The organism is Sphingomonas sp. HITSZ_GF, from assembly GCF_029543155.1.
In the GTDB taxonomy this organism is placed as follows: Bacteria; Pseudomonadota; Alphaproteobacteria; order Sphingomonadales; family Sphingomonadaceae; genus Sphingomonas.
In genome coordinates this window covers 348,398-369,471 of the sequence record NZ_JARQXA010000003.1, presented here as the reverse complement: position 1 = coordinate 369,471, position 21,074 = coordinate 348,398, and the positions used below count along the sequence as shown (strand labels likewise).

The 21,074-nt window shown below is 68.6% G+C and carries 18 protein-coding genes; 7 read left to right on the top strand and 11 right to left on the bottom strand.

Annotation, left to right across the window (positions count from 1 at the left end):
- Positions 1-52 precede the first annotated feature (52 nt).
- Positions 53-787, bottom strand: coding sequence for an AcvB/VirJ family lysyl-phosphatidylglycerol hydrolase (locus tag P6144_RS10665; RefSeq protein ID WP_277767739.1), 735 nt, complete (start codon positions 785-787; stop codon positions 53-55).
- A 119-nt stretch (positions 788-906) separates the two neighbouring features.
- On the opposite strand from P6144_RS10665, the gene P6144_RS10660 reads away from it, so the two are divergent.
- Genes P6144_RS10660 through P6144_RS10650 form a run of 3 tightly spaced genes read left to right on the top strand, consistent with a single transcriptional unit; the run spans position 907 to position 3,389 of the window.
- Positions 907-1,374 carry a PDZ domain-containing protein gene (locus P6144_RS10660; RefSeq protein WP_277767738.1) on the top strand — a complete coding sequence of 156 codons (468 nt, stop codon included), beginning with the start codon at positions 907-909 and terminating at the stop codon, positions 1,372-1,374.
- Entirely contained in the window at positions 1,343-2,026 is a 684-nt protein-coding gene (locus P6144_RS10655) for a response regulator transcription factor (protein ID WP_277767737.1), read from the top strand. Before P6144_RS10660 ends, P6144_RS10655 begins: the two co-directional genes overlap by 32 nt.
- Positions 2,027-2,033: 7 nt before the next feature.
- On the top strand, positions 2,034-3,389 hold the full coding sequence (locus P6144_RS10650; protein ID WP_277767736.1) for a HAMP domain-containing sensor histidine kinase: 1,356 nt from the start codon (positions 2,034-2,036) through the stop codon (positions 3,387-3,389).
- 119 nt (positions 3,390-3,508) lie between these two features.
- Here the strand turns inward: P6144_RS10650 and P6144_RS10645 are convergent, their stop codons facing one another.
- The 6 genes from P6144_RS10645 to P6144_RS10620 all read right to left on the bottom strand — a co-directional run bounded on the left by P6144_RS10645 (position 3,509) and on the right by P6144_RS10620 (position 11,872).
- Positions 3,509-3,853: a hypothetical protein gene (locus P6144_RS10645; protein WP_277767735.1), complete on the bottom strand. Its 345-nt coding sequence runs from the start codon at positions 3,851-3,853 to the stop codon at positions 3,509-3,511.
- Positions 3,850-7,215 carry a glycosyltransferase gene (locus tag P6144_RS10640; protein WP_277767734.1) on the bottom strand — a complete coding sequence of 1,122 codons (3,366 nt, stop codon included), beginning with the start codon at positions 7,213-7,215 and terminating at the stop codon, positions 3,850-3,852. The genes P6144_RS10645 and P6144_RS10640 overlap by 4 nt, the downstream gene beginning before the upstream one ends.
- A gap of 313 nt (positions 7,216-7,528) precedes the next feature.
- Positions 7,529-7,657 (bottom strand): hypothetical protein, encoded by a 129-nt coding sequence (locus tag P6144_RS10635; protein WP_277767733.1) that lies wholly within the window; start codon positions 7,655-7,657, stop codon positions 7,529-7,531.
- Between the two features lie 85 nt (positions 7,658-7,742).
- Positions 7,743-9,140, bottom strand: a complete 1,398-nt coding sequence (locus P6144_RS10630; protein ID WP_277767732.1) for a PepSY domain-containing protein — start codon at positions 9,138-9,140, stop codon at positions 7,743-7,745.
- Positions 9,128-11,407 (bottom strand): TonB-dependent receptor, encoded by a 2,280-nt coding sequence (locus tag P6144_RS10625; protein WP_277767731.1) that lies wholly within the window; start codon positions 11,405-11,407, stop codon positions 9,128-9,130. The genes P6144_RS10630 and P6144_RS10625 overlap by 13 nt, the downstream gene beginning before the upstream one ends.
- Positions 11,408-11,440: 33 nt before the next feature.
- Complete coding sequence (locus tag P6144_RS10620) at positions 11,441-11,872, bottom strand: DUF2946 family protein (RefSeq protein ID WP_277767730.1); 432 nt, start codon at positions 11,870-11,872, stop codon at positions 11,441-11,443.
- 82 nt (positions 11,873-11,954) lie between these two features.
- Here P6144_RS10620 and P6144_RS10615 point away from each other — a divergent pair, with 82 nt between their 5' ends.
- Positions 11,955-12,446 carry an asparaginase domain-containing protein gene (locus P6144_RS10615; RefSeq protein ID WP_277767729.1) on the top strand — a complete coding sequence of 164 codons (492 nt, stop codon included), beginning with the start codon at positions 11,955-11,957 and terminating at the stop codon, positions 12,444-12,446.
- A gap of 205 nt (positions 12,447-12,651) precedes the next feature.
- Here P6144_RS10615 and hutU read toward each other — a convergent pair whose 3' ends face one another.
- From hutU to hutI, 4 genes are read right to left on the bottom strand one after another with little or no spacing between them, the layout of a single operon-like run.
- Positions 12,652-14,310: a urocanate hydratase gene (hutU, locus tag P6144_RS10610; protein WP_277767728.1), complete on the bottom strand. Its 1,659-nt coding sequence runs from the start codon at positions 14,308-14,310 to the stop codon at positions 12,652-12,654.
- A complete protein-coding gene (gene hutG / locus P6144_RS10605) occupies positions 14,307-15,119 on the bottom strand; it encodes an N-formylglutamate deformylase (protein WP_277767727.1) in 813 nt (270 codons plus the stop codon). Before hutG ends, hutU begins: the two co-directional genes overlap by 4 nt.
- Positions 15,116-16,645 (bottom strand): histidine ammonia-lyase, encoded by a 1,530-nt coding sequence (gene hutH, locus P6144_RS10600; protein ID WP_277767726.1) that lies wholly within the window; start codon positions 16,643-16,645, stop codon positions 15,116-15,118. The genes hutG and hutH overlap by 4 nt, the downstream gene beginning before the upstream one ends.
- A complete protein-coding gene (gene hutI / locus P6144_RS10595) occupies positions 16,642-17,823 on the bottom strand; it encodes an imidazolonepropionase (RefSeq protein WP_277767725.1) in 1,182 nt (393 codons plus the stop codon). Before hutI ends, hutH begins: the two co-directional genes overlap by 4 nt.
- A 60-nt stretch (positions 17,824-17,883) precedes the next feature.
- Between hutI and P6144_RS10590 the strand changes: the two genes are divergently transcribed.
- From P6144_RS10590 to P6144_RS10580, 3 genes are all read left to right on the top strand, one after another.
- Positions 17,884-19,224 (top strand): formimidoylglutamate deiminase, encoded by a 1,341-nt coding sequence (locus tag P6144_RS10590; protein ID WP_277767724.1) that lies wholly within the window; start codon positions 17,884-17,886, stop codon positions 19,222-19,224.
- Positions 19,221-19,913 (top strand): UTRA domain-containing protein, encoded by a 693-nt coding sequence (locus P6144_RS10585; RefSeq protein WP_277767723.1) that lies wholly within the window; start codon positions 19,221-19,223, stop codon positions 19,911-19,913. Before P6144_RS10590 ends, P6144_RS10585 begins: the two co-directional genes overlap by 4 nt.
- Before the next feature lie 204 nt (positions 19,914-20,117).
- A complete protein-coding gene (locus P6144_RS10580; protein WP_277767722.1) occupies positions 20,118-20,999 on the top strand; it encodes a LysR family transcriptional regulator in 882 nt (293 codons plus the stop codon).
- The last annotated feature ends 75 nt before the right edge of the window (positions 21,000-21,074 follow it).

The window sequence follows — 21,074 nt, the reverse complement described above, 5'->3', positions numbered from 1 at the left end:
CTCGTGGTGGTGGATTTGCGCGCCCGCGCCTGTCTGCCGCGTGGTCGCAATCCTAAATTTTGGTAATGTCGGCGATCGCCCGGCGGAGCGTGTGGTAGAGCCCGTCGGCATCCCAGTGCAGCGCATGCCCGCCCGGCAGCGCGACGCGGCGCATATTGTGCTGCCTGAGCATCGGGCACAGGCTGTCGGTCTCCTCGGCGCCCTGCACGCACAGCGCCGGGACCCAGGTGAGCTGGCGGCCGGTGGGCAGCGCCATCGCATCGGGCTTGGCCCAGTTGAACAGTTCGGAGGGGCTGGCGCGGTAGAAGACCGTGTCGGTCGGCACCACCAGCTCGACCAGCTTCACCCGGGCGCGCAGATCGGCGGGCAGCCCGGTCAGCCCGACATGCATCATGTCGGCACCGAAGGATTGGCCGATCAGCACCAGCCGGTCGGCATGGCCGAAGGCTAGCGCGCGCCGCGCCGCATCGGCGATCAGCGCCTGCACTTCGGCGGGGGTGCGCTCGTGGCGGAAATAGGCGAGCGAGCTGACACCCACCACCGGCACGCCGTCCGCGGCGAAGCGCCGGGCGATCTGCGGGCCCATGCCGACCTTGAAGCCCATGTCGCCCGAGATCAGCACCACTGCGAGGCCCCGCGACGCCGGCGGCGTCGGCCGGGTCGGCGCCACGTCGAAATAGACCGGCCCGCCCAGATAGCCGATATAGCCGAGGAACCCGGTGAAGGCGGCGAGCAGCAACGCCACCATGGCGAGCGTTATCCTGATCGTGCGGCGGTGCCGGTGCATGCGTGAACTCCTGCAAGATGCCCATCGTCTAGCGGGCGCGGACTCGCAGCGCGGTTGCCGGATCATGACCAAAGCTTAACGTGACTTGCCCGTGGCTTGCGGGCATCTCCATCCTCGCAATGACGAGCAGTGACATCCAGGACGGCGCCACCGCGAGGGCCAGCGCCGGGCGCAGGCCCGATGGGTTCGTGCTGATCCTCGTCCTGTCGTTCGCGCTCAGCGCCATGGTGATCTTGGGCTGGGCGTGGCGATCGGGGATCGATCACATCTTCTCCGCGCCGAGCGGCGCCAGCCTGTTCCCCGGTTTCACCGCCGAGCAGGGCAGCGGCGCGGTGCACGGGCTGGTCGTCACCAGCCTGCGCTCGGGCAGCGAGGCGGCGAAGGACGGGATGGAAGTGGGCGACGCGATCCTGGCGATCGACGGCCACGCCATCGACACGCTCGATCAGGCACGCCGCTATCTCCATGACGACCACCAGCCGGCACTATCGCTCGACTTGGTGCACCAAAAGCAGCTACGCCATCTCAGGCTCATGCGAAGCGCGAGTGGAGAGAATGGGGCACAAGCTGCTGCTGGTGGAGGATGACGAGCCTACCGCCGCGTACATCGCCAAGGGAATGAGCGAGGAGGGGTTCACCGTCGACAGGGCCGACAATGGCCGCGACGGCCTGTTCCTCGCCAGCGACGGCACCTATGACGCGATCGTGCTCGATCGCATGCTGCCGGGCATGGACGGCATGGCGGTGCTCGGCGCGCTTCGGGCCGCCAAGATCGAGACGCCGGTGATCATCCTCTCCGCGCTGGGCACGCCCGACGATCGGGTCGGCGGGCTCACCTCGGGTGCCGACGACTATCTGGTGAAGCCCTTCGCCTTTGCCGAGCTGCTGGCCCGCGTCCGCCTGTTGCTGCGCAAGCGCGGCGCCGCCGAGAATGCCGTCACCAAGCTCAGCCTCGCCGATCTGGAGATGGACCTGCTCTCGCGCCGGGTGAAGCGCGGCGAGCGCGTGGTCGATCTGCAGCCGCGCGAGTTTCGCCTGCTCGAATATTTCCTGCGCCACCCGGACCAGGTGATCACTCGCACCATGCTGCTCGAAGGGGTGTGGGACTATCATTTCGATCCCGGCACCAACGTGATCGACGTGCACATCAGCCGGCTGCGCAAGAAGCTGGACGATGGCGGCGAGCCGATCCTCCATACGATCCGCGGCGCTGGCTACCGGCTGGGACCGGCCGCCTGAGATGCGGATGCGCTGGGGGCAGTTCCTGCACTCGGTAACGGCGCGGTTCGTGATCGTCGCCTTCCTGGTGCAGTTGACCGTCACCGGCGGCATCCTGCTGTTCGTCCAGCAATCGAGCGAAAGCGCGCTCGCGTCCGAGCAGCAGGCGCTGGTGACCGAGCTGCGCGACGACCTGGTCTCGGCCTGGCATGCCGGCGGCGATGCCGGGCTGCGGCGGATCATCGACGTTCGGCTGCAACAGGCGCATGGCAGCCCGCCCGTGATCCTGCTGGCCACGGCCAAGGAGGATCCGATCCTCGGCAATCTTGGCGACTGGCCCACGGTCATCCCCGCCCGGACCGACTGGCGCGCGATCGAGCTCTACCGCACCGGCAGCGACCGCGCCGAGCTGATGGGTGTCGCTTCCACCACTTTGCCCAATGGCGAGCGGTTGCTGGCCGGCCACGTCATCACCGCCAGCGTGCGGCTGGCGCGGTTAAACGAGGAGGCTATCACCGCAGCGCTGGTGATCGGCGTGATCTTCGCGCTGCTGAGCGCGCTGCTGATCGGCCGGGTGCTTTCCAACCAGATCCAGGGCGTGGTCACCACCGCGCGCGACGTGGGCGAGGGCCGGCTCGGCCGTCGCGTCTCCACCGACGGCAGCGGCGATGCGTTCGACGCGCTCGGCAAGTCGGTCAACGCGATGCTCGATCGGATCGAGGCGCTGGTCTCGCAGCTGCGGATGATGACCGACGGGCTGGCGCACGACCTGAAATCGCCGGTCACCCGGATCAAGGTGGTGCTGGAACGCGCGATCCTCGAGACTGACGACGAGACGGCGCTGGCTGCGCTCGAACGCGTCTCGGGCGAGGCGGAGACCCTGCTCGGCATGCTCTCCACCGCGCTGCTGATCAGCCGCGCCGAAGCCGGGATCGGGCGCGACCGCTTCGTCGATACCGACATCGCCGCGCTGCTCGAGGATCTGGGCGAAGTCTATGGCCCGCTGGCAGAGGATCGCGGCTTCGAGATCGCGATCGAGGCCGAGCCGGGCCTGCACGTCGCGCTTCACCGCGAGCTGATCGGCCAGGCGCTGGGCAATCTGATCGAGAACGCCACCAAATATGCCCAGGGCGGCCACCGCATCACCGTGCGCGCCGCGCGCGAGGGCGGCGGGGTAGCACTGTCGGTCGCCGATGACGGGCCGGGGATTCCCGCCGAGCGCCGCGAGGAGGCGATGCGCCGCTTCGGCCGGCTCGATCCGGCGCGGCACATCACCGGATCGGGGCTGGGCCTGTCGCTGGTCGAGGCCGTGGCGCGGCTCCACCAGGGCAGCTTCGCGCTCGAGGATGCCGAGCCGGGGCTAAGGGCGGTGATACGGTTCTAGTGCTTCTCCCTCTCCCCTCCGGGGAGAGGGAAGGAGCCGCGAAGCGGCGGGAGGGAGAGGGGCACGAGCAGTCCTTATGCCCCTCTCCCCGACCCTCTCCCCGGAGGGGAGAGGGAGTTTCAGACCGCCAGCGCGTAGGTGAGCACCAGTGCCACCACGGTCATCAGCGACATCGCCGCGATGAAGGTCACGTCCGCGATACGCTCCAGCTCGTGCAGCCGCTTGGCCGGCCCGTGGCGGATCGCGAAATAGCTGGTCAGCGTCGCGATCAGGAACAGCACCGAATCGAGCGCGAGCATGTCGTCGGCCAGCGTGTTCGCCTTGCGCACTGCGATCACCACGCGGAGGATGCCGATCGCGGTAAGGCATACGCCGACCATCGCGGCGGCAATCGGGCAGATCATCCGGCAGGCGCGCTCGTCGAGCGTGTACTGGTTGTGATGTGCCTGGGGCGGCCCCTTCATTCGGCCGGCACCGGGGTTCGGGTTTCGGCCGCCGGAGCGGAGTCCGGGGCGGCCTGAGTCTCCACCCGGCCGCTGCGCTCGAGCTTGCCCCAGCCGACCCAGGGCCCGCGCAGCGCGTTGGCGACGGCGCGGATCACCACCCAGTACATCAGCTGGCGATAGACGAAGCGCTGGGCGAGGAGCAGCAGCCCGGGATAGCGGCGCTCGCGCTTCTCCAGCCGGTACGCCACCCAGCCACACAGGAAGTCGATGCCGGTGAACGCCACCCAGTAGATCGCCATGCGGATCACGTCGCTCTCGGTTTGCGCCCAGCCATGCTGGGAGACGCGCAGCGCGGTACCGGCGATCGAGAGGATCAGTGCCAGGTCGATCAGCGGCGAAATCAGCGCGAAGGCGATCTGGAACACCCATGCCTGGGGGATACCGACCAGCGCCAGGCCCGCGGGCTTGCGGGTGCGCAGGATCGCGCGGTGCTTCCACAGGCATTGCAGCGTGCCGAACGCCCAGCGGAAGCGCTGCTTGGCGAGCGCGCCGAAGCTCTCCGGCGCCTCGGTCCAGGCGACCGCGTCGATGTCGTAGCCGACGCGCCAGCCCCGGCGCTGGATCGCGATGGTCAGGTCCTGATCCTCGGCGAGCGTGTCGACCGGATAGCCGCCGACCTCGTCGAGCGCTGCCTTGCGCCAGGCGCCGACAGCGCCGGGCACGACCATGATCGCATCGAGGCTGGCGAGCGCGCGCCGCTCGAGATTCTGCGAAGTGACATACTCCACCGACTGCCAGCGGGTGACCAGATTGACCCGGTTGCCGACCTTGGCGTTGCCGGCGATCGCGCCGATCTCTTCGTCGTCGAACCAGCGGGCGAGGCGGGCGATGGTCAGCGGCTCGAACTGGGTATCGGCATCGAGCGCGATGACGATGGAGCCCTTGGCAAGCTTTAGCCCCTGGTTGAGTGCGCGCGCCTTGCCGCCATTTTCTAGCGTGAGCAGCGTCACGCGCGGCTCGTCGGCATAGGCGGCGCGCACCACGTCGCTGGTGCCGTCCTTCGATCCGTCGTCGAGCACGATGACCTCGACATTGACCTGCTCGCTGGCGAGCACGCGGCGGATCGAATGCTCGATCACCTTGGCCTCGTTATAGGCGGGGATCAGCACCGAGACGAAGCGGCCGGGATCGATCGCAGGCGCGATCGGGCGGTTCTTCCTGCGGTTGCCGTTCACCGCCAACGCGGCGAGGACCAGCGCGCGGGCGATGCCGAGTGCGATCGCCGCGAAGAACAGCCATTTCAGCGCGAAGCCGATCGCCGCGGCGACGAGGAAGATGCCGACATCGGTGCGGACGGCGGCAAGATCGGCGCCCTTGACCTCGGGCATCACCTGGTCGCGCGACAGGCCGGCGAGCTGCGATACCGGGACGAACTGATAGCCCTTGGCCTTCAGTGCATCGATGATCCGGGGAAGCGCCGCGATCGTCTGCGAACGGTCGCCGCCGCCGTCATGGAGCAGGATCACCTGACCCGACTGGTTGTAGTTGCCCGCCTCGACCTCGCGCAGCGTGGTGTCGACGATCGCGTCGACGCCCGGGCGCTGCCAGTCGTTCGGATCGACGTGCAGGCCGACATTGGTGTAGCCGGCGCGCTGGGCCGTGAGCGCGGGGATGAGTTCGTCGGCGGTGGTCGGCTCGGCGTCGCCGAAATAGGGCGCGCGGAACAGCCGGACCGAGCGGCCGGTATAGGCTTCGAGCAGCCGCTGGGTGGCGTTGAGCTCGATCCGCGTGCCCCGTGCCGAGGCGAGCGCCAGGTTCGGATGGGTGAAGGTGTGGCTGCCGATCTCGTTGCCCTCGTCGACGATGCGGCGGACGAGGAAGGGTTCCTCCATCGCATTCTCGCCGATCAGGAAGAAGGTGCCCGTGACCTGCTTCGCCTTGAGGATGTCGAGGATCTTGGGCGTCCAGTCGGCATCGGGGCCGTCATCGAAGGTCAGCGCGACCTTGCCGGGCATATAGCCGGTGCGGGTTACGACATAGGGGGTGGGGAGCGACTGGAACTGCTCGTCGACGATCAGGCCGTTGGGGTTCTGGGTGATCGTGCGCGCGCCGATGCTGGGCGTGCTGGTGATGCGCAGGATCTCGCCCGATCCTTCCACATCGACATCGCCGACTGCCTCGATCCGGCGCAGATCGGGGATCCGGCCTGAATGTGCCGCAGCAAGCGCCGGCCAGAAGTTCGAATCCTCAGAACCGAGCCGCCACAGCGCGACACCGCCGACACCGCGGAGATTGGCGGCGCGCAGCTGGTTCCAGGCAGTGGTGGCATCGGCCATCCACACAATATGCTCGGTGCCATTGTCCTCATAGGCGAAGCTCTGGTTACCGCTCGCCTTGTCGAAGGTGACGGTGGCGTCGCTGTCATGCGCGATCAGCCAGGCCTCTTCGATCGAGATCGGATCGGCCTTGCCGGGCGCGGTCCAGTTATAGCCATAGTTGGCGATGCCGACGATCAGCTTGTCCGCCGGCACCTGGCGGAGCGCGGCGTTCATCTCGCGGACGAACCAGGCCTGGCTGGCGATCGGCCCGGCGCCGGTGGCCGGGGCATGCTCGTCATAGTCCATCAGGATGACCTTGTCGGACACGGCGGCATAAGCCTTCATGTCCCAGTCGTCGTCCTGCGCGGGCACGGTGACGGCGAGGCTGAGCTTGGCGGCGGCGAAGCGCGCATGCGCATCGCGCAGCAGCGCGAGATAGTCGCGCTGTGCGGCGGTCGGCAGTTCCTCGAAGTCGAACACCGCGCCGTCCGCCTTGCGCGCGGTGAGGGTGCGCTGGAGATCGTCGAGGAACGCGGCCCGCGCCCTGGGGTCGTGCATCAGCGCGGCGGTGCCGGCGCTGTCCCAATTGTCGCCGCTGGCGTTCTGCACCATCGGCAGCACCTTCGGGCGGCGGGTGGCGCCGGCGACGATCGCGTCGAACTGCGCATCGGGCGCGACGGTGATGCGGTGCTGCGGGCCGGTGACGGTGTAGAGCGAGGGCACCACCCAATCGAGCTCGTTCACGTGCCGGCGCAGCGAGGCGCGGCTGGCATCGTCCCAGGGCACGTAGAAGCCCACCGCCAGCGGCGCGCTCGATGCATGGGCGGCGCCGCGCGGCAGCCACGAGGCGAAGCTGTGGCGGATGCGGTTGGCCTGCTGCTTGAGCGAGCGGGGCTGAGGATGCTCGATCGTCATCGCGAGTGGGCCGGGGGTGGGCACGCGCACCAGCGTCATCGCGAAGGCGCCTGCCGCCAGCACCACGCCGAGCAGCAGCAGGAAGAACGCCCGCATCGTCCAGCGATTCCGCTTGCCGCTCGCGTCGAAGAAGATCGGACGTTCCATCGCCAATTGCCCTGTGATGTCGAAAAGGGTGCGGCGCCCGGCCCGAGGAGTGCGGAGGGGCCGGGCGCCGCGGTTTTTGCCGGCCCCTTGAACGCTGAGCGGGGCCGGCCTTGCCTGCCTAGCCGGGCCAGCCCTTCCCGGACCTGCCCGCCAGATTAAAATCCTGTCATGTGGCGCACGCGAACAAGCGAACGGCCGGCGCGCAAGGGGGACGCGCCGGCCGTTGCAAGGGTGGGTGCGGGTTAAAAGAGGGAGACCCGCACCCCTCGTCGCCGCCTCCAACAGGGAGGAGAGGCGGCGCCGAAACCGAAGATCAGTTGCGTGTCGCGATGGTCGCCGCGGGCTTGTGCGCGAGGCGAGCATCCGCAGTGCCCCATGCGGCCGATCCGGCAACCAGCGTGGCGATGGCCAGCACTGCGATCGTAAGGCGGCGATTGGGCATTTCGGATACTCCTCTCTCGCGATCGCTTCAGCGACCGTGAGACTGGAAATAGCCGCCGCAAGATATCCCGGCGCTGGCCGACAGGTTACAAATTGGACACATTTGGGCGCAGGCCCAGCCAGCGGGCGAGGCCGGGCATTGCGCGCCGGGCGACCAGCTCGAAGGCGGCGGCGATCGCCAGGGTGATCCCGAACAGCGGCATCAGCAGGCCCAGCAGCACCGCCGTGGCTACCAGCGCCCAGCTGTGCCGGAGCGGGTGCTTCGCCTGCGGCGCACCGAGTACGCCCTGCGGCCGGCGCCGCCACCACAGCACCGCGCTGGAGACGGCGAGCAGCACCAGCCCGATCAGCACGAGCAGGTTGACCAGCTGGTTGAGCAGCCCCAGCCAGGCGCCCTCGTGCACCGCCACGCCGAAGCCCACAGCGCGATCGATCCAGTGGCGGTCGCCATAGCCCTGCGAACCGATCACCGCGCCATCGTCGCCGATCTCGACCGAGACGCGGCGGGTACGGTCCTCGGCCTGGGACTGGACGAGCCAGCGGCCGCCGGCCCGGGTCGGCGGGCTGACTTCGGCGGGGGCAGCGAGGCCCAGGGCTGCCGCCTTGGCGACTACCCGGTCGAGCGCCGGGCCCTTGGGCGCAACGTGCGGCATCGTCATGCCATGATGCTCGGCATGCTCGTCGAGCATCGCGCGGACGCCCCTGTCGAGCGCCGCGCGCTCGGCGGCATCGGCCTCGGAGCCGGCGGACCAGTCCTGCCGAACCGCCGCGGTACCGGTCGCGACGCGCACCTGCTTCAGGTAATCGCCCCAGTTCTTCGCCCAGGGCAGGCCGGAGACGATCAGGAAGATCGCGCCGATCGATACCCACAGCCCCACCACCGCGTGCAGGTCGCGCCAGAAGACGCGCCTGCCGCCCTGGAGGCGCGGCCAGAGGATGCCGCCCAGCCCCTTGCCGCCGCGCCCGCGCGGCCACCACAGGAACAGGCCGGTGAGGATCATCACGATCGTCCAGCAGGCGGCGATCTCGACCAGCGCCGATCCCCATTGGCCGGCGAGCAGCTCGCCGTGCAGGCGGAAGACCACGCGTATGAAGCGGTCTTCCTCGGGCACCGCCTTGAGCACCCGCGCCGTCTGCGGATGCACCCAGACGCGTGTTTCCTCTGCGCCGGAGCCGACGAGGAGCTGCACCGCGTCCTCGGGCGCTTCGGGAAGCACATATTTGTGGAGCACCGATCCCGGCACTGCGGCGGTGCCCGCCGCGACGATCTTCTCCGGCGCCAGCATCGGCATGCCGGGCTGGGCGACATGCGTGAAGGGCGCGTAGAGCCAGCCTTCGATCTGCGGCTTGAACAGGTAGATGCCGCCGGTAACCGACAGCCACAGGATGAAGGGCAGGCAGAACAGCCCAGCATAGAAATGCCAGCGCCACACCGCGCGGAACCAGCGTTCATGGTGGATCGCGCCGGTGCTCACAGCGTCCACCCCGCTTCGAGCAGGAAGCTGCGCTGCGGATAGGGATGATAGACCCAGGCCTTGCCGTTGGTGAGGTTGTCCACGCCTGCGCTCAGCCGGAAATTGTCGGTCATCTTCCAGTTCACCTTGGCATCGAGCGCGAACAGTTCGGAGGTGTAGCCGAAGGTGTCGCCGCGCTGGAGGCCGAACAGATCGGTATTGGGCCGCGTCGCATAGCGCACCCCGATCGCCGCGAGCAGGCGCGGGGTGCCCTGGTAGCGGAGATTGGCGTTGAGCCGCCAGCGGGGGATGCGCGGGAACTGCACGCCTTCCGCCGCCGGAGCGCTGTCGTTGCGGACGGTGACCGAGTCGATCCAGGCGATATTGGCGTCAACGTCCAGCCCCGGCACGCCGACGTCCCGCGCCTCGGCGATCAGCTCCAGGCCGTATTGGCGGGTGACATCGATATTCTTGAAGCTCGAGGTGGTGACGCCGTTCTGGTTGAAGCCGACGAAGCTGAAGATCGTATCGTTCACCCGCTGCCAGAAGGCCGAGCCGGTGAGCTTCAGCCCGCCGAAGTCATGCGCGACCAGCAGGTTTGCGTCGCGTGAACGCTCGGGCTTGAGGTTCGGATCGAAGCTGTTCGCGTTGAAGCTGCCATCGCCGTTGAGGCTGCCCTGGAACAGCTCGCCCACTGTCGGGAAACGCGTCGCCTCGGCGAGGCTGAGCTGCACGCTGGTTGTGCCGCCATGCCATTCGACCGCGAATTTGGGGTCGAACGCAGTATCGCTTCGCGCGGCATAATAATTGGTCACCGGCTGCCCGTTCGTGTTCAGCCGGCCGAGCCCGCCGTCGAACGCGCGCCAGCTCTCGAACCGCGCGCCCAGCGTGAACAGCAGCGCATCGGCGCGCAGCCGGCCCTCGGCCCAGCCGGCGAGCAGTCGCGTCTTGCCGAAGGTGCGCGTGGAGAAGGCCCGCCCGCCATCGCCGCGCCACATCGGCAGCGTGTAGTTGGTCAGATCGGTCCAGTAGAGATTGGCGCTGGCACCGGCGGCGAGATCGAACGAACCGGTGCGCCCGTCGACCGACAGCTCGGCAGTGTACCAGCCCGTCGGTCCCTGGCGCGCCAGCGTGCCCGCGCCGTCGTTCGCGCCGGCCGTCCAGCTCGCCGAGGTGAAACCGTCCGAGCGGGCGACCTGATAGGTCGAGAGGTTGAGCTTCGCCGTCACGTCCGGCCCGATCGGCGCGGCGATCTTGCCGCCCGCCAAATACTCGTCGCGCACGGTACGCGACCATTTGGCGCCCGAGGCGGTCCAGGTCTGGCCGAGCGTGGTCACCCGGCCTTCGCAGACCTTGTTGCCGGCCGCGTCGCGCAGATAGCAATCGGGCGCGTATTGGGCGTCGATATTGTGCCAATACGCGAAGAGCAGCTCGCCGGTGACGCCCGAAATGCCGTCATAGCCGATGCGCAGCTTGGCCTGGTCCTGGGTGGTGCGTGCCGGGCTCTGCGCGGCGAAGATCGGGTTGGTCGCGGTGCCGGGGGCGTTGGCGATCGCTTGGCCCTTGTCGACGATCGCGCCGGTGACGGCGGTGCCGGCGGCGCCGGATGCCGGGGTGAGGCCGTACCAGCTCATCGGCTGGCCGTCGTTGCGGAAATGGCGGCCCGACAGCCGTGCCGACCACGGCCCGTCCTTTTGCCGCCAGCCGAACCCGGCCTCACCTGACCAGCCCCAATAGGTCGCGTGGGTGCCATATTGGTCATAGGGTTCGGCAAGGCCCTGCACCGTCGCGAATGCCTCGGTCTTCTGCGGCGAGCGGGTGGTGATGTTGACGATGCCGCCCATCGAATTGCCGCCGTAGCGGGCCGAATAGGGGCCATAGACGATATCGAACTGTTCGACTTCGCCCGGGCCGACCACGCCCCATTTGGGCGAGAAGGCGAAGGAATTGCCGAGGAAGTTCGACACGACGAACCCGTCGACCATCACCAATGTGCGGGCGCTCTGGGTGGAATGGGTGCCGCGGAAGCCGGGCACGCCGTTGGAATCGCCGGCATAGCGTTTGCGCACGAAGAAATCGGGCGCGTATTTCATCAGGTCCTCGACATTCTGGGCGTTGACCGCGGCGAACTGGTCCTCGCCCAGGCTCACCGAGAGCCCGCGCGGTTCGATGCTGATCGGCGCGTCCTTCTGGCCGACCACGAGGATGGAGGTGTCTTCCGCTTCCTGCGCGAGGGCAGGGGCGGCAATGCACAGCAGCGGCAGCGCACAGAAGTGCGCGCGGCGGTATCGGGACATGAAACTTCACCTGAACGAGGAAAGACTTGGGGTTCAGGTGCAGGAAGGCGGTCCCTGGGAGGGCGGACGGGCAAGCAGGCGGCGGCGCGGCGCGGGATGCGCGGTCGCGGCGAAGCCGAGCGCGAGCAGAAAGGCGAAGACGGCGAGCAGCAGCACCGGATCGGCGCCGCCCATCGTGGCATGGCTCAGCGCGGAGAAGGCGCAGCCGCCGTCCTGTTTGGCACCGTCCGGAGCCTTGGCGTGATCGGGGTCCATCGGCACGTCGACGGTCATCGTCGCCGGGCCGCTGCCGTCGCAGATCACCATGGTCAGCGTCTTGGCGGCCGGGTCGGCGAGCATGTAACCGGCGGGCACGAGCGCCTTCAGTGCCAGCGCCGCGACGATCAGCCACGATGCCAGCCAGCGATGCTGCTTCAGAAAGGTGCGCCATGCCCCCATGGACGGCCGGGCTACGCCCTTCGCCACGGGCTGTCACCTGCGGAATCGCGCAGGCGGGCTGGGCATTTTGTCCCATGACCTTGCGGAAGAAGCGGCGTAAGGGCCGCGCATGACCCAGCAGCCCATCCTCGTGCTCACCACCGGCGGCACCATCGACAAGCAATATTTCGACGCGTCGAGCAAATACACGATCGTCGGCACGATGATGTCGCGGCTGCTCGAGGTCGGCCGCGTGCTGCATCCCTTCGAGATCGAGGAAGTGATGCGCAAGGACAGCCTGGAGATGAACGACGCGGACCGTGCGGAGATCGCCGCGCGCGTCGCGGGCTCGGATGCGACGCGCATCGTCATCACGCACGGCACCGACACGATGACCGAGACCGCCAAGGCGCTCGCGGGAATCGCGGGCAAGACGATCGTGCTGGTCGGCGCGCTGGCGCCGGCGCGCTTCGCGGAGAGCGATGCGCCGTTCAATCTCGGCATGGCCTTCGCCACCGTCCAGGTGGCGCAGCCCGGGGTCTATATCACGATGAACGGCACCGTGTTCGAAGCGGGCAAGGTGGTGAAGGACTGCGAGGCGGGGAAGTTCGTCGAGATTTGATTTCTTCTTCTTTTCCCCGGCGAAGGCCGGGGCCCAGCCTTGAAAGTCACGCGCCTTGGCGCGTCTTCGCCGCGCACTGCCTAGTCTGGGCCCCGGCCTTCGCCGGGGAAAGGCTATTGGATAACCTTGAAAATTCCAGAAGGCGAGCCGCGGTTGCAACGCGGCCCGCCTCCGTCCCTTGCCGTCTCCGGCAAGACCAGACCGCCTACAAGATACCGGGCAGTTTAAGCCTCTTCTCACGCGCACAGTCCAAAGCCTCGACGTAGCCGGCGTCCGCGTGCCGCATCACGCCGGTCGCGGGATCGTTCCACAGCACGCGCTCGAGCCGCTTCGCCGCCTCGGGCGTGCCGTCGGCGACGATCACCATCCCGGCATGTTGCGAATAGCCCATGCCGACGCCGCCGCCGTGATGCAGCGACACCCAGGTCGCGCCCGAGGCGGTGTTGAGCAGCGCGTTGAGCAACGGCCAGTCCGAGACTGCGTCCGATCCGTCGCGCATCGCCTCGGTCTCGCGATTGGGGCTGGCGACCGATCCGCTGTCGAGATGGTCGCGACCGATCACGATCGGCGCCTTGAGTTCGCCCGAGGCGACCATCTCGTTGAAGGCGAGGCCGAGCCGGTGGCGGTCGCCCAGGCCCACCCAGCAGATCCGCGCGGGCAGGCCCTGGAAGTGGATGCGCTCGGCGGCCATGTCGAGCCAGTTGTGGAGATGCGCGTTGTCGGGCAGCAATTCCTTCACCTTGGCGTCGGTCCTGGCGATGTCCTCGGGATCGCCTGACAATGCCGCCCAGCGGAACGGGCCGATCCCCCGGCAGAACAGCGGGCGGATATAGGCGGGCACGAAGCCGGGGAAGTCGAAGGCGTTGGCGACGCCCTCGTCGAGCGCGACCTGGCGGATGTTGTTGCCATAGTCGACCGTCGGCACGCCGGCGGCGTGGAAATCGAGCATTGCCTTCACATGCTGCGCCATCGCTGCCTTGGCTGCCTTGGCGGTGCCGTCCGGATCGCGCTCGCGCCGCTCGATCCATTCGGCGACGGTCCAGCCGATCGGCAGATAGCCGTTGACCGGATCGTGCGCGCTGGTCTGGTCGGTGAGCAGGTCGGGGCGGATGCCGCGTGCGAACATCTCGGGGAGCAATTCGGCGGCGTTGCCGAGCAGGCCGACCGAGACCGGCTTGTCCTTGGCCTCGGCGATGATCGCCAGCGCCTCGTCGATATCGGTGGCGGCGCGGTCGAGATAGCCGGTGCGCAGACGCATCTCGATCCGGCTCGGCTGGCATTCGATGGCGAGGCAGGAGGCGCCGGCCATCACTGCCGCCAGCGGCTGCGCGCCGCCCATGCCGCCCAGCCCGGCGGTGAGCAGCCAGCGTCCCTTCAGATCGCCGCCATAATGCTGGCGGCCCATCTCCGCGAAGGTCTCATAGGTGCCCTGCACGATGCCCTGGGTGCCGATATAGATCCACGAGCCGGCGGTCATCTGGCCGTACATCGCCAGGCCCCTGCGATCGAGCTCGTTGAAATGCTCCCAGGTCGCCCAGTGCGGCACAAGGTTCGAGTTGGCGAGCAGGACGCGGGGCGCGTTCTCGTGGGTGCGGAACACGCCGACTGGCTTCCCCGACTGGATCAGCAGTGTCTCGTCGGCTTTGAGATCGCGCAGCGCCGCCACGATCCGGTCATAGCTCTCCCAGTCGCGCGCGGCGCGACCGATGCCGCCATAGACGACGAGTTCCTCGGGCCGCTCGGCGACATCGGGATGGAGGTTGTTCATCAGCATGCGCAGCGGCGCTTCGGTGAGCCAGCTCCTGGCGGTCAGTTCGGTGCCGGTGGAGGGCTTGATGATGCGGCTGTTGTCGAGGCGAGTCATTCCGGGGCTCCGGCGAATTGCAGGCAGGCTTGCAGGACCTGGGTGAGGGCGGCGCGCATCGGGGCGGCGCGGGTATCGGCATAGGGCGTCGGCCAGCGCGCCTCGTCGAAGGCGGCGGGCTCGTCGATATAGCCGCGGCAGGCCAGCTCCATCTGGATGGCGTGTACGCCCGCTTCGGGGCGGCCATAGTGGCGGGTGGTCCAGCCGCCGCGGAAACGGCCGTCGGTCACCTGGCTCCAGGGCGTCGCGGCGCAGGCGGCCTCGACGGAGCGGGCGAGGGCCGGGGCGCAGGTGGCGCCGCCATTGGTGCCGATGTTGAACTGGGGCAGCGTGCCGTCGAACAGGCGGGGGACATGGCTGCGGATCGAGTGCGCGTCGTAGAGCACGATCCGGGGATGGATCGCGCGGAGTCGCACGATCTCGGCCACGATCGCGGCGTGATAGGGATCGAAAAAGGCGGTGCGCCGCCGGGCGATCTCGCCGGCGTCCGGTTCGCCGTTGTGATACAGGGGCGTGCCGTCGAAGGTGGTGGTCGGGCAAAGCTCCGTCGTCGCCTGCCCCGGATAGAGCGAGGCGCCGGAGGGATCGCGGCTCACGTCGATCACGCTGCGCGAGATGCGCGTCCGCACCGTCGTGGCGCCGAGCTCGGCGGCGAAGTCGTAGAGCCGGTCGATCCACCAGTCGGCATCCTTGCGCGCTAGCCAGGGGGAGACGAAGCGAGGCTCGATATCGGGCGGAATGTCCGTGCCCGTATGCGGAAAGGCGACGATCAGCGGCGCGCTGCCGCGATGCACCTCGAGCCAGCTCATGCAACCCCCGGCAGCGCGATACCCGCCGCTTCGGCCACCGCGCCGGCGCGGACCAGCGCGGTCGCCGCTTCGATGTCGGGGTGGAAATGCCTGTCGTGATCGAGCGTCGGCACCTCGCCGCGCAGCCGGGCGCGCACGCGCTCCAATGCTTCGGAGGAAGTGAGACCGGCATGGAAGTCGCAGCCCTGCGCGGCGGCGAGCAGCTCGATGCCGATCACCCCGGCGCAGTTCGCGGCCATGTCGAGCAGGCGGCGGGCGCCATGCGCGGCCATCGAGACATGGTCTTCCTGATTGGCCGAGGTCGGGATCGAGTCGACGCTGGCCGGGGTGGCGCGCTGCTTGTTCTCGGAGACGAGTGCCGCGGCAGTGACCTGGGGGATCATGAAGCCCGAGTTCAAACCCGGCTGGGGGGTAAGGAAGGCGGGCAGGTTGGAAAGCGCGGGATCGACCAGCATCGCGATCCGGCGCTCGGCGATCGAGCCAATCTCGCAGAGCGCCAGCGCGATCATGTCCGCCGCGAAGGCGACCGGCTCGGCGTGGAAGTTGCCGCCGGACAGCGCCTCGTCGGTCTCGGCGAAGATCAGCGGATTGTCGCTGACGCCGTTGGCCTCGGTCTCCAGCGTCGTGCCGGCCTGGCGGAGCAGATCGAGCACCGCGCCCATCACCTGGGGCTGGCAGCGCAGACAATAGGGGTCCTGCACGCGCGGATCGTCGTCGCGGTGCGAGGCGCGGATCGCCGAGCCCTGCATCAGCGTGCGCAGCGTCTCGCCGACTGCGATCTGGCCAGGGTGACGGCGCAGCTGGTGGATGCGCGGATCGAAGGGGGCATCGGTGCCCTTGGCTGCCTCGGTCGACAGTGCGCCGGTGACGAGCGCGGCCTGGAACAAGGTCTCCGCCTCGAACAGCCCGGCCAGCGCGTTGGCGGTGGAGAATTGGGTGCCGTTGAGGAGGGCGAGGCCTTCCTTCGGGCCGAGGGTGACGGGGGCGAGGCCGGCTTCGGCCAGCGCCTGCTTGGCGGGAAGCACGCGGCCGCCAAGCTCGATATGGCCGACCCCGATCATCGTCGCGGCCATGTGCGCCAGCGGAGCGAGGTCGCCGCTGGCGCCGACCGAGCCCTGGCTGGGCACCACCGGGGTAAGCCCCCCGGCAAGCATCGCCTCGAGTAGCGCGACGGTGGCGGGCTGCACGCCCGAGGCGCCCTGGGCGAGGCTGGCGAGCTTCAATGCCATCATCAGCCGGACGACCGGGGTGGGCGAGGGCGCGCCGATGCCGGCGGCGTGGCTGAGCACGATGTTGCGCTGGAGCGTGGCGAGATCCTCGGCCTCGATCTTGACGCTGGCGAGCTTCCCGAATCCGGTGTTGATTCCATAGACCGGTTCGCCATGCGCGAGGATGCGCGCCACGGCGGCGGCGCTCTCGGCGATGCGCGGGGCGCTGGCGGGATCGAGCTTCGGCACCGCGCCACGCCAGATCGCGCGCCACTCGGCCAGCGGCACCTCGCCGGGGATCATCAGAACTTCGGTCATTCGCCCTTCCACACACGCGCATGGAGCGGGTTCAGCCCCATGCGATAGACAAGCTCGGCCGGCCGCTCGACGTCCCAGATCGCCAGGTCGCAGCTCTTGCCGAGCGCGATCGTGCCGATTTCTTGGGCAAGCCCCAGCGCCCGCGCCGCCTCGCGGGTCACGCCGGCCAGACATTCCTCGACGGTCAGGCGGAACAGCGTCGCGCCCATGTTCATCACGAGCAGCAGGCTGGTGAGCGGGGAGGTGCCCGGGTTGCAATCGGTGGCGAGGGCGATCGGGACACCGGCGTCGCGCAGCGCCTGGATCGGCGGCAGCCTGGTCTCGCGGACGAAGTAGAAGGCGCCGGGGAGCAATGTCGCCACCGTGCCGGCCCTGGCCATCGCCGCGATCCCGGCCGTGTCGAGATATTCGAGATGGTCTGCCGACAGCGCGCCATAGGATGCCGCCAGCGCGGCGCCTTGCTGGTTGGAAAGCTGCTCGGCGTGGAGCTTCACGCCCAGCCCGTGCGCCTTCGCCGCTTCGAACACGCGGCGGGTCTCGTCAGGGGTGAAGCCGATCCCCTCGCAAAACGCATCGACCGCATCGGCAAGACCGCCGAGCGCGGGGATCATCGTATCGCATACGAGATCGACATAAGCGGTGCGGTCGTTCGCATATTCGGGGGGCAGGGCATGCGCGCCGAGGAAGGTCGTCGCGATCCGCACCGGCCGCTCGCGGCCCAGCGCCCGGGCGGCGCGCAGCATCTTGAGTTCGTCGTCCAGCGACAGGCCATAGCCTGACTTCACTTCGACCGTGGTCGTGCCCTCGGCGATCAGCGCGTCGAGCCGGGGCAGGGCGCTCGCGACCAGTGCGGCCTCGCTCGCGTCGCGGGTGGCGCGCATCGTCGAGACAATCCCGCCGCCGGCGCGCGCAATCTCCTCGTAACTGGCGCCCTGGAGCCGCAGCTCGAACTCGTGCGCGCGGTCGCCTGCATGGACCAGATGGGTGTGGCAATCGATCAGCCCGGGGGTGATCCAGCGGCCCCCGCAATCCACCGTCTCGGCCGCGGCGGGCGCCTCGCTCGCGGGGCCCAGCCAGGCGATCCTTCCGTCCCGGGCCGCCACGGCGCCGCGCTCGATGGTGCCCAGGCCGGGGCCAGCCATCGTCGCGATCCGGGCATTGGTCCAGAGTCGATCCATCTGCCCATCCTTGCCCGCGCTTTCTGTTATGTCTAGACATATTGAAAGGGAGGCAATGCAATGGATCTCTGGTTCGAAACCGCGCTGCTGCCGACCGGCTGGGCCGAGCGCGTCACCGTCCGCATCGCCGAAGGGCGCATCGCCGCGGTGCTGGCGGACAGCGATCCCACGCTTGGCGCCGAGCGTCACCGTGCCGCCATTCCCGGCCTGGGCAATGTCCACAGCCACGGCTTCCAGCGCGGCATGGCAGGGCTGAGCGAGCGCCGCGGCCGGCCAGACGATGATTTCTGGAGTTGGCGCGAGATCATGTACCGGTTCCTCGACCGGCTGACTCCCGACGACATCGCGGCGATCACCGCCCAGGCCTATGTCGAGATGCTCGAGACGGGGTACACGCGGGTTGGCGAGTTCCACTATCTCCACAACGACGTGGACGGCGCCCGCTATGCCGATCCGGCCGAGACCGCCGGCGCGATCGTGCATGCCGCCGGGCAGGCGGGTATCGGCCTCACCCTGCTGCCGGTCTTCTACGCGCACAGCGATTTCGGCGGCCGCGAGCCCAAGCCCGGCCAGCGGCGCTTCCTGTCGAGCCTCGACAGCTTCGCCGAACTGGTCGAGGCGAGCCGGGCCAAGCTGCCCGCCGACGCGGTGCTGGGTGTGGCCCCGCATTCGTTGCGCGCGGTGACGCCGGAGGAACTGGCTGCGGTCACGGCGCTCACTTCCGGCCCGATCCATATCCACGCTGCCGAGCAGACCGGGGAAGTCGCCGCCTGCGAGCAATGGAGCGGGGCGCGGCCGGTCGAGTGGCTGCTGCACAATGCCGGGGTCGACCAACGCTGGACGCTGATCCACGCCACCCACCTCAACCATGCCGAAACCGACCGGCTGGCGCGCTCGGGCGCGGTGGCAGGGCTGTGCCCGGTCACCGAAGCCAATCTGGGCGACGGCATCTTCCCGGCCGAACGCTATCTGGCCACCGGCGGGCGTCTCGCGACCGGCACCGATTCCAATATCCAGATCGATGCCGCTGCAGAATTGCGGGCGATCGAATATTCGCAGCGGCTCTCGCTGCGGCGCAGGGCGATCCTCGCCGACGAAGACGCTTCGGTGGGAGAGACGCTGTTCGGCGCGGCGCTGGCCGGGGGCGGGCAGGCGCTTGGCGTCACGACCGGGATTGCGCCCGGCGCCCCGGCCGATATCGTGAGCCTGGACATGGATCATCCGAGCTTCGCCGGCGCCTCTGCCGACACCCTTCTCGATCGCTGGATCTTCGCCGGGCGCCCCGGCGCGATCGACTGCGTCTGGCGCGCCGGCACGCTGCAAGTCTCTCGCGGCCGGCACCGTGCAAGCGAGGCTATTGCTAATCATTATCACAAAATCCTGGAGCGCCTGCTCGGGTGACGCTGCAGGAACGCATCCGCTCGGACATCGAGGAGCGCATCCGCTCGGGTGCATTGCGCCCTGGCGACCGCATTCCCTTCGAGCATGAACTGGTCGCGCACTATGGCTGCGCCCGCGCCACGGTGAGCAAGGCGCTGGAGCGGCTCGCCCATGCCGGGCTGATCGAGCGGCGGCGCAAGGCCGGCTCGTTCGTCGCCCAGCCCAAGGTGCATGCCGCGGTGCTCGAAGTGCCCGATCTTGCCCAGATGATCGCGGCGCGCGGCGAGGCCTATCATTGGGAGCTCGACACCTGCCGCGTGGTCAATCGCGACGCCGATGCCGAGATATCGGGCATCGCGCTGCCGGCGCTGCTGATCGAGGGTGTACATTTCGCCGGCGGCCAGCCCTTCGCGCTGGAGCGGCGACTGATCGCGCTCGACACCGTGCCGGTGCCGCGCGCAGACACCTTCGAGAGTGAGGCGCCCGGTTCCTGGCTGCTCCACCATGTCCCCTGGACCGACGCCCGCCATCGCATCCGCGCGGTGCCGGCCAGCGGCGCGCTCGCCAAGCGATTGCAGCTCGATCCGCACACCGCCTGCCTCCAGGTCGAGCGCTGGACCTGGCGCACCGGCCGCGCCGTCACTTTCGTCCGCCAGACCTTTCCCGGCGATCGCTACGATCTCGTCGCGGAGTTCACCCCGGGCGGCTGATCCGCAAGCGCCGACGATAATATTCGCTCGTCATCCCCGCGAAAGCGGGGACCCATCTCCTGAATGCTCCAGGCGCCAGACGGCGGTGGTGTAGTTGGAACTCGTCGGAGATGGGCCCCCGCTTTCGCGGGGGTGACGGAGTATTGAAACGATTGCCCCGAAGCGGGGCCTTTCCCTTTTTCCAAACCGCTATAGTCTGGCGCAATGAACTTGCGTCACATCGAGATTTTCCACGCGGTATATGTCAACGGCTCGGTCAGTGGTGCCGCGCGGGCGCTCAACGTGTCGCAGCCTTCGGTCTCCAAGATGCTGCGCCATGCAGAGAGCCTCCTCGGTTTCCAGCTCTTCCACCGCACCAATGGCCGGCTGGTCCCGACCGAGGACGCGCACACGCTGTTCACCGAAGTCTCGGAGATCCAGGACCGCGTCTATGCGCTGCGCGAGGCCGGGCGGAACCTGAAGCGTGGTTCGGGCGGCATGCTGAAGGTTTCAGCCCTGCCCAGCCTCGCGCTCAACGCGCTGCCCACCGCGGTGGCGCGCTTCATGCGCGGGCATGAGGGCGTGCGCTTCGATCTCCAGACCGTCCATCACGACGACCTGCTGCGCAAGCTCTACGAGCGCGAAACCGATGTCGCGATCGCCTATGAGGTGCCGCACGCCGCGCCGATCGGCCATCGCTGGCTGGGCGAAGGCGAGCTGGTGGTGCTCTACCGCGAGGAGGACATGCCCGACGCGCCGCCGCGCATCGAGCTGGAACGGCTGCGCGGGCGCCCGTTCATCAGCCTCGCCAATTCGGGCCCGATCGGCCAGCTGTTCAGCCAGGAGTTGCAGCGGCTCGAGCTCGATCTCGATGAGGTGATCTCGGCACGCACCTTCTACATCGCCACTGCGCTGGTCGCGCAGGGAGTGGGGATGACGGTGGTCGACAGCTTCACGGCGCAGGCCTCGCTGGTGCCCGGGCTGGCGATGCGGCCCTTGAAGCCGCAGCTCACCTTCGACGTCCACGCGATGTTCCTGCTCAACCGGCCGCCGACGGCGCTGGCCACCGATTTCCTCAAGACGCTGGCCAAGGTGATCGACGCCTAAGGTCCTGAGCTTTTGCCATAACAACAGGCTATGCCGAGGCGCCTACTCGCTATGCGCGGTGCCGGATGCGGGGCG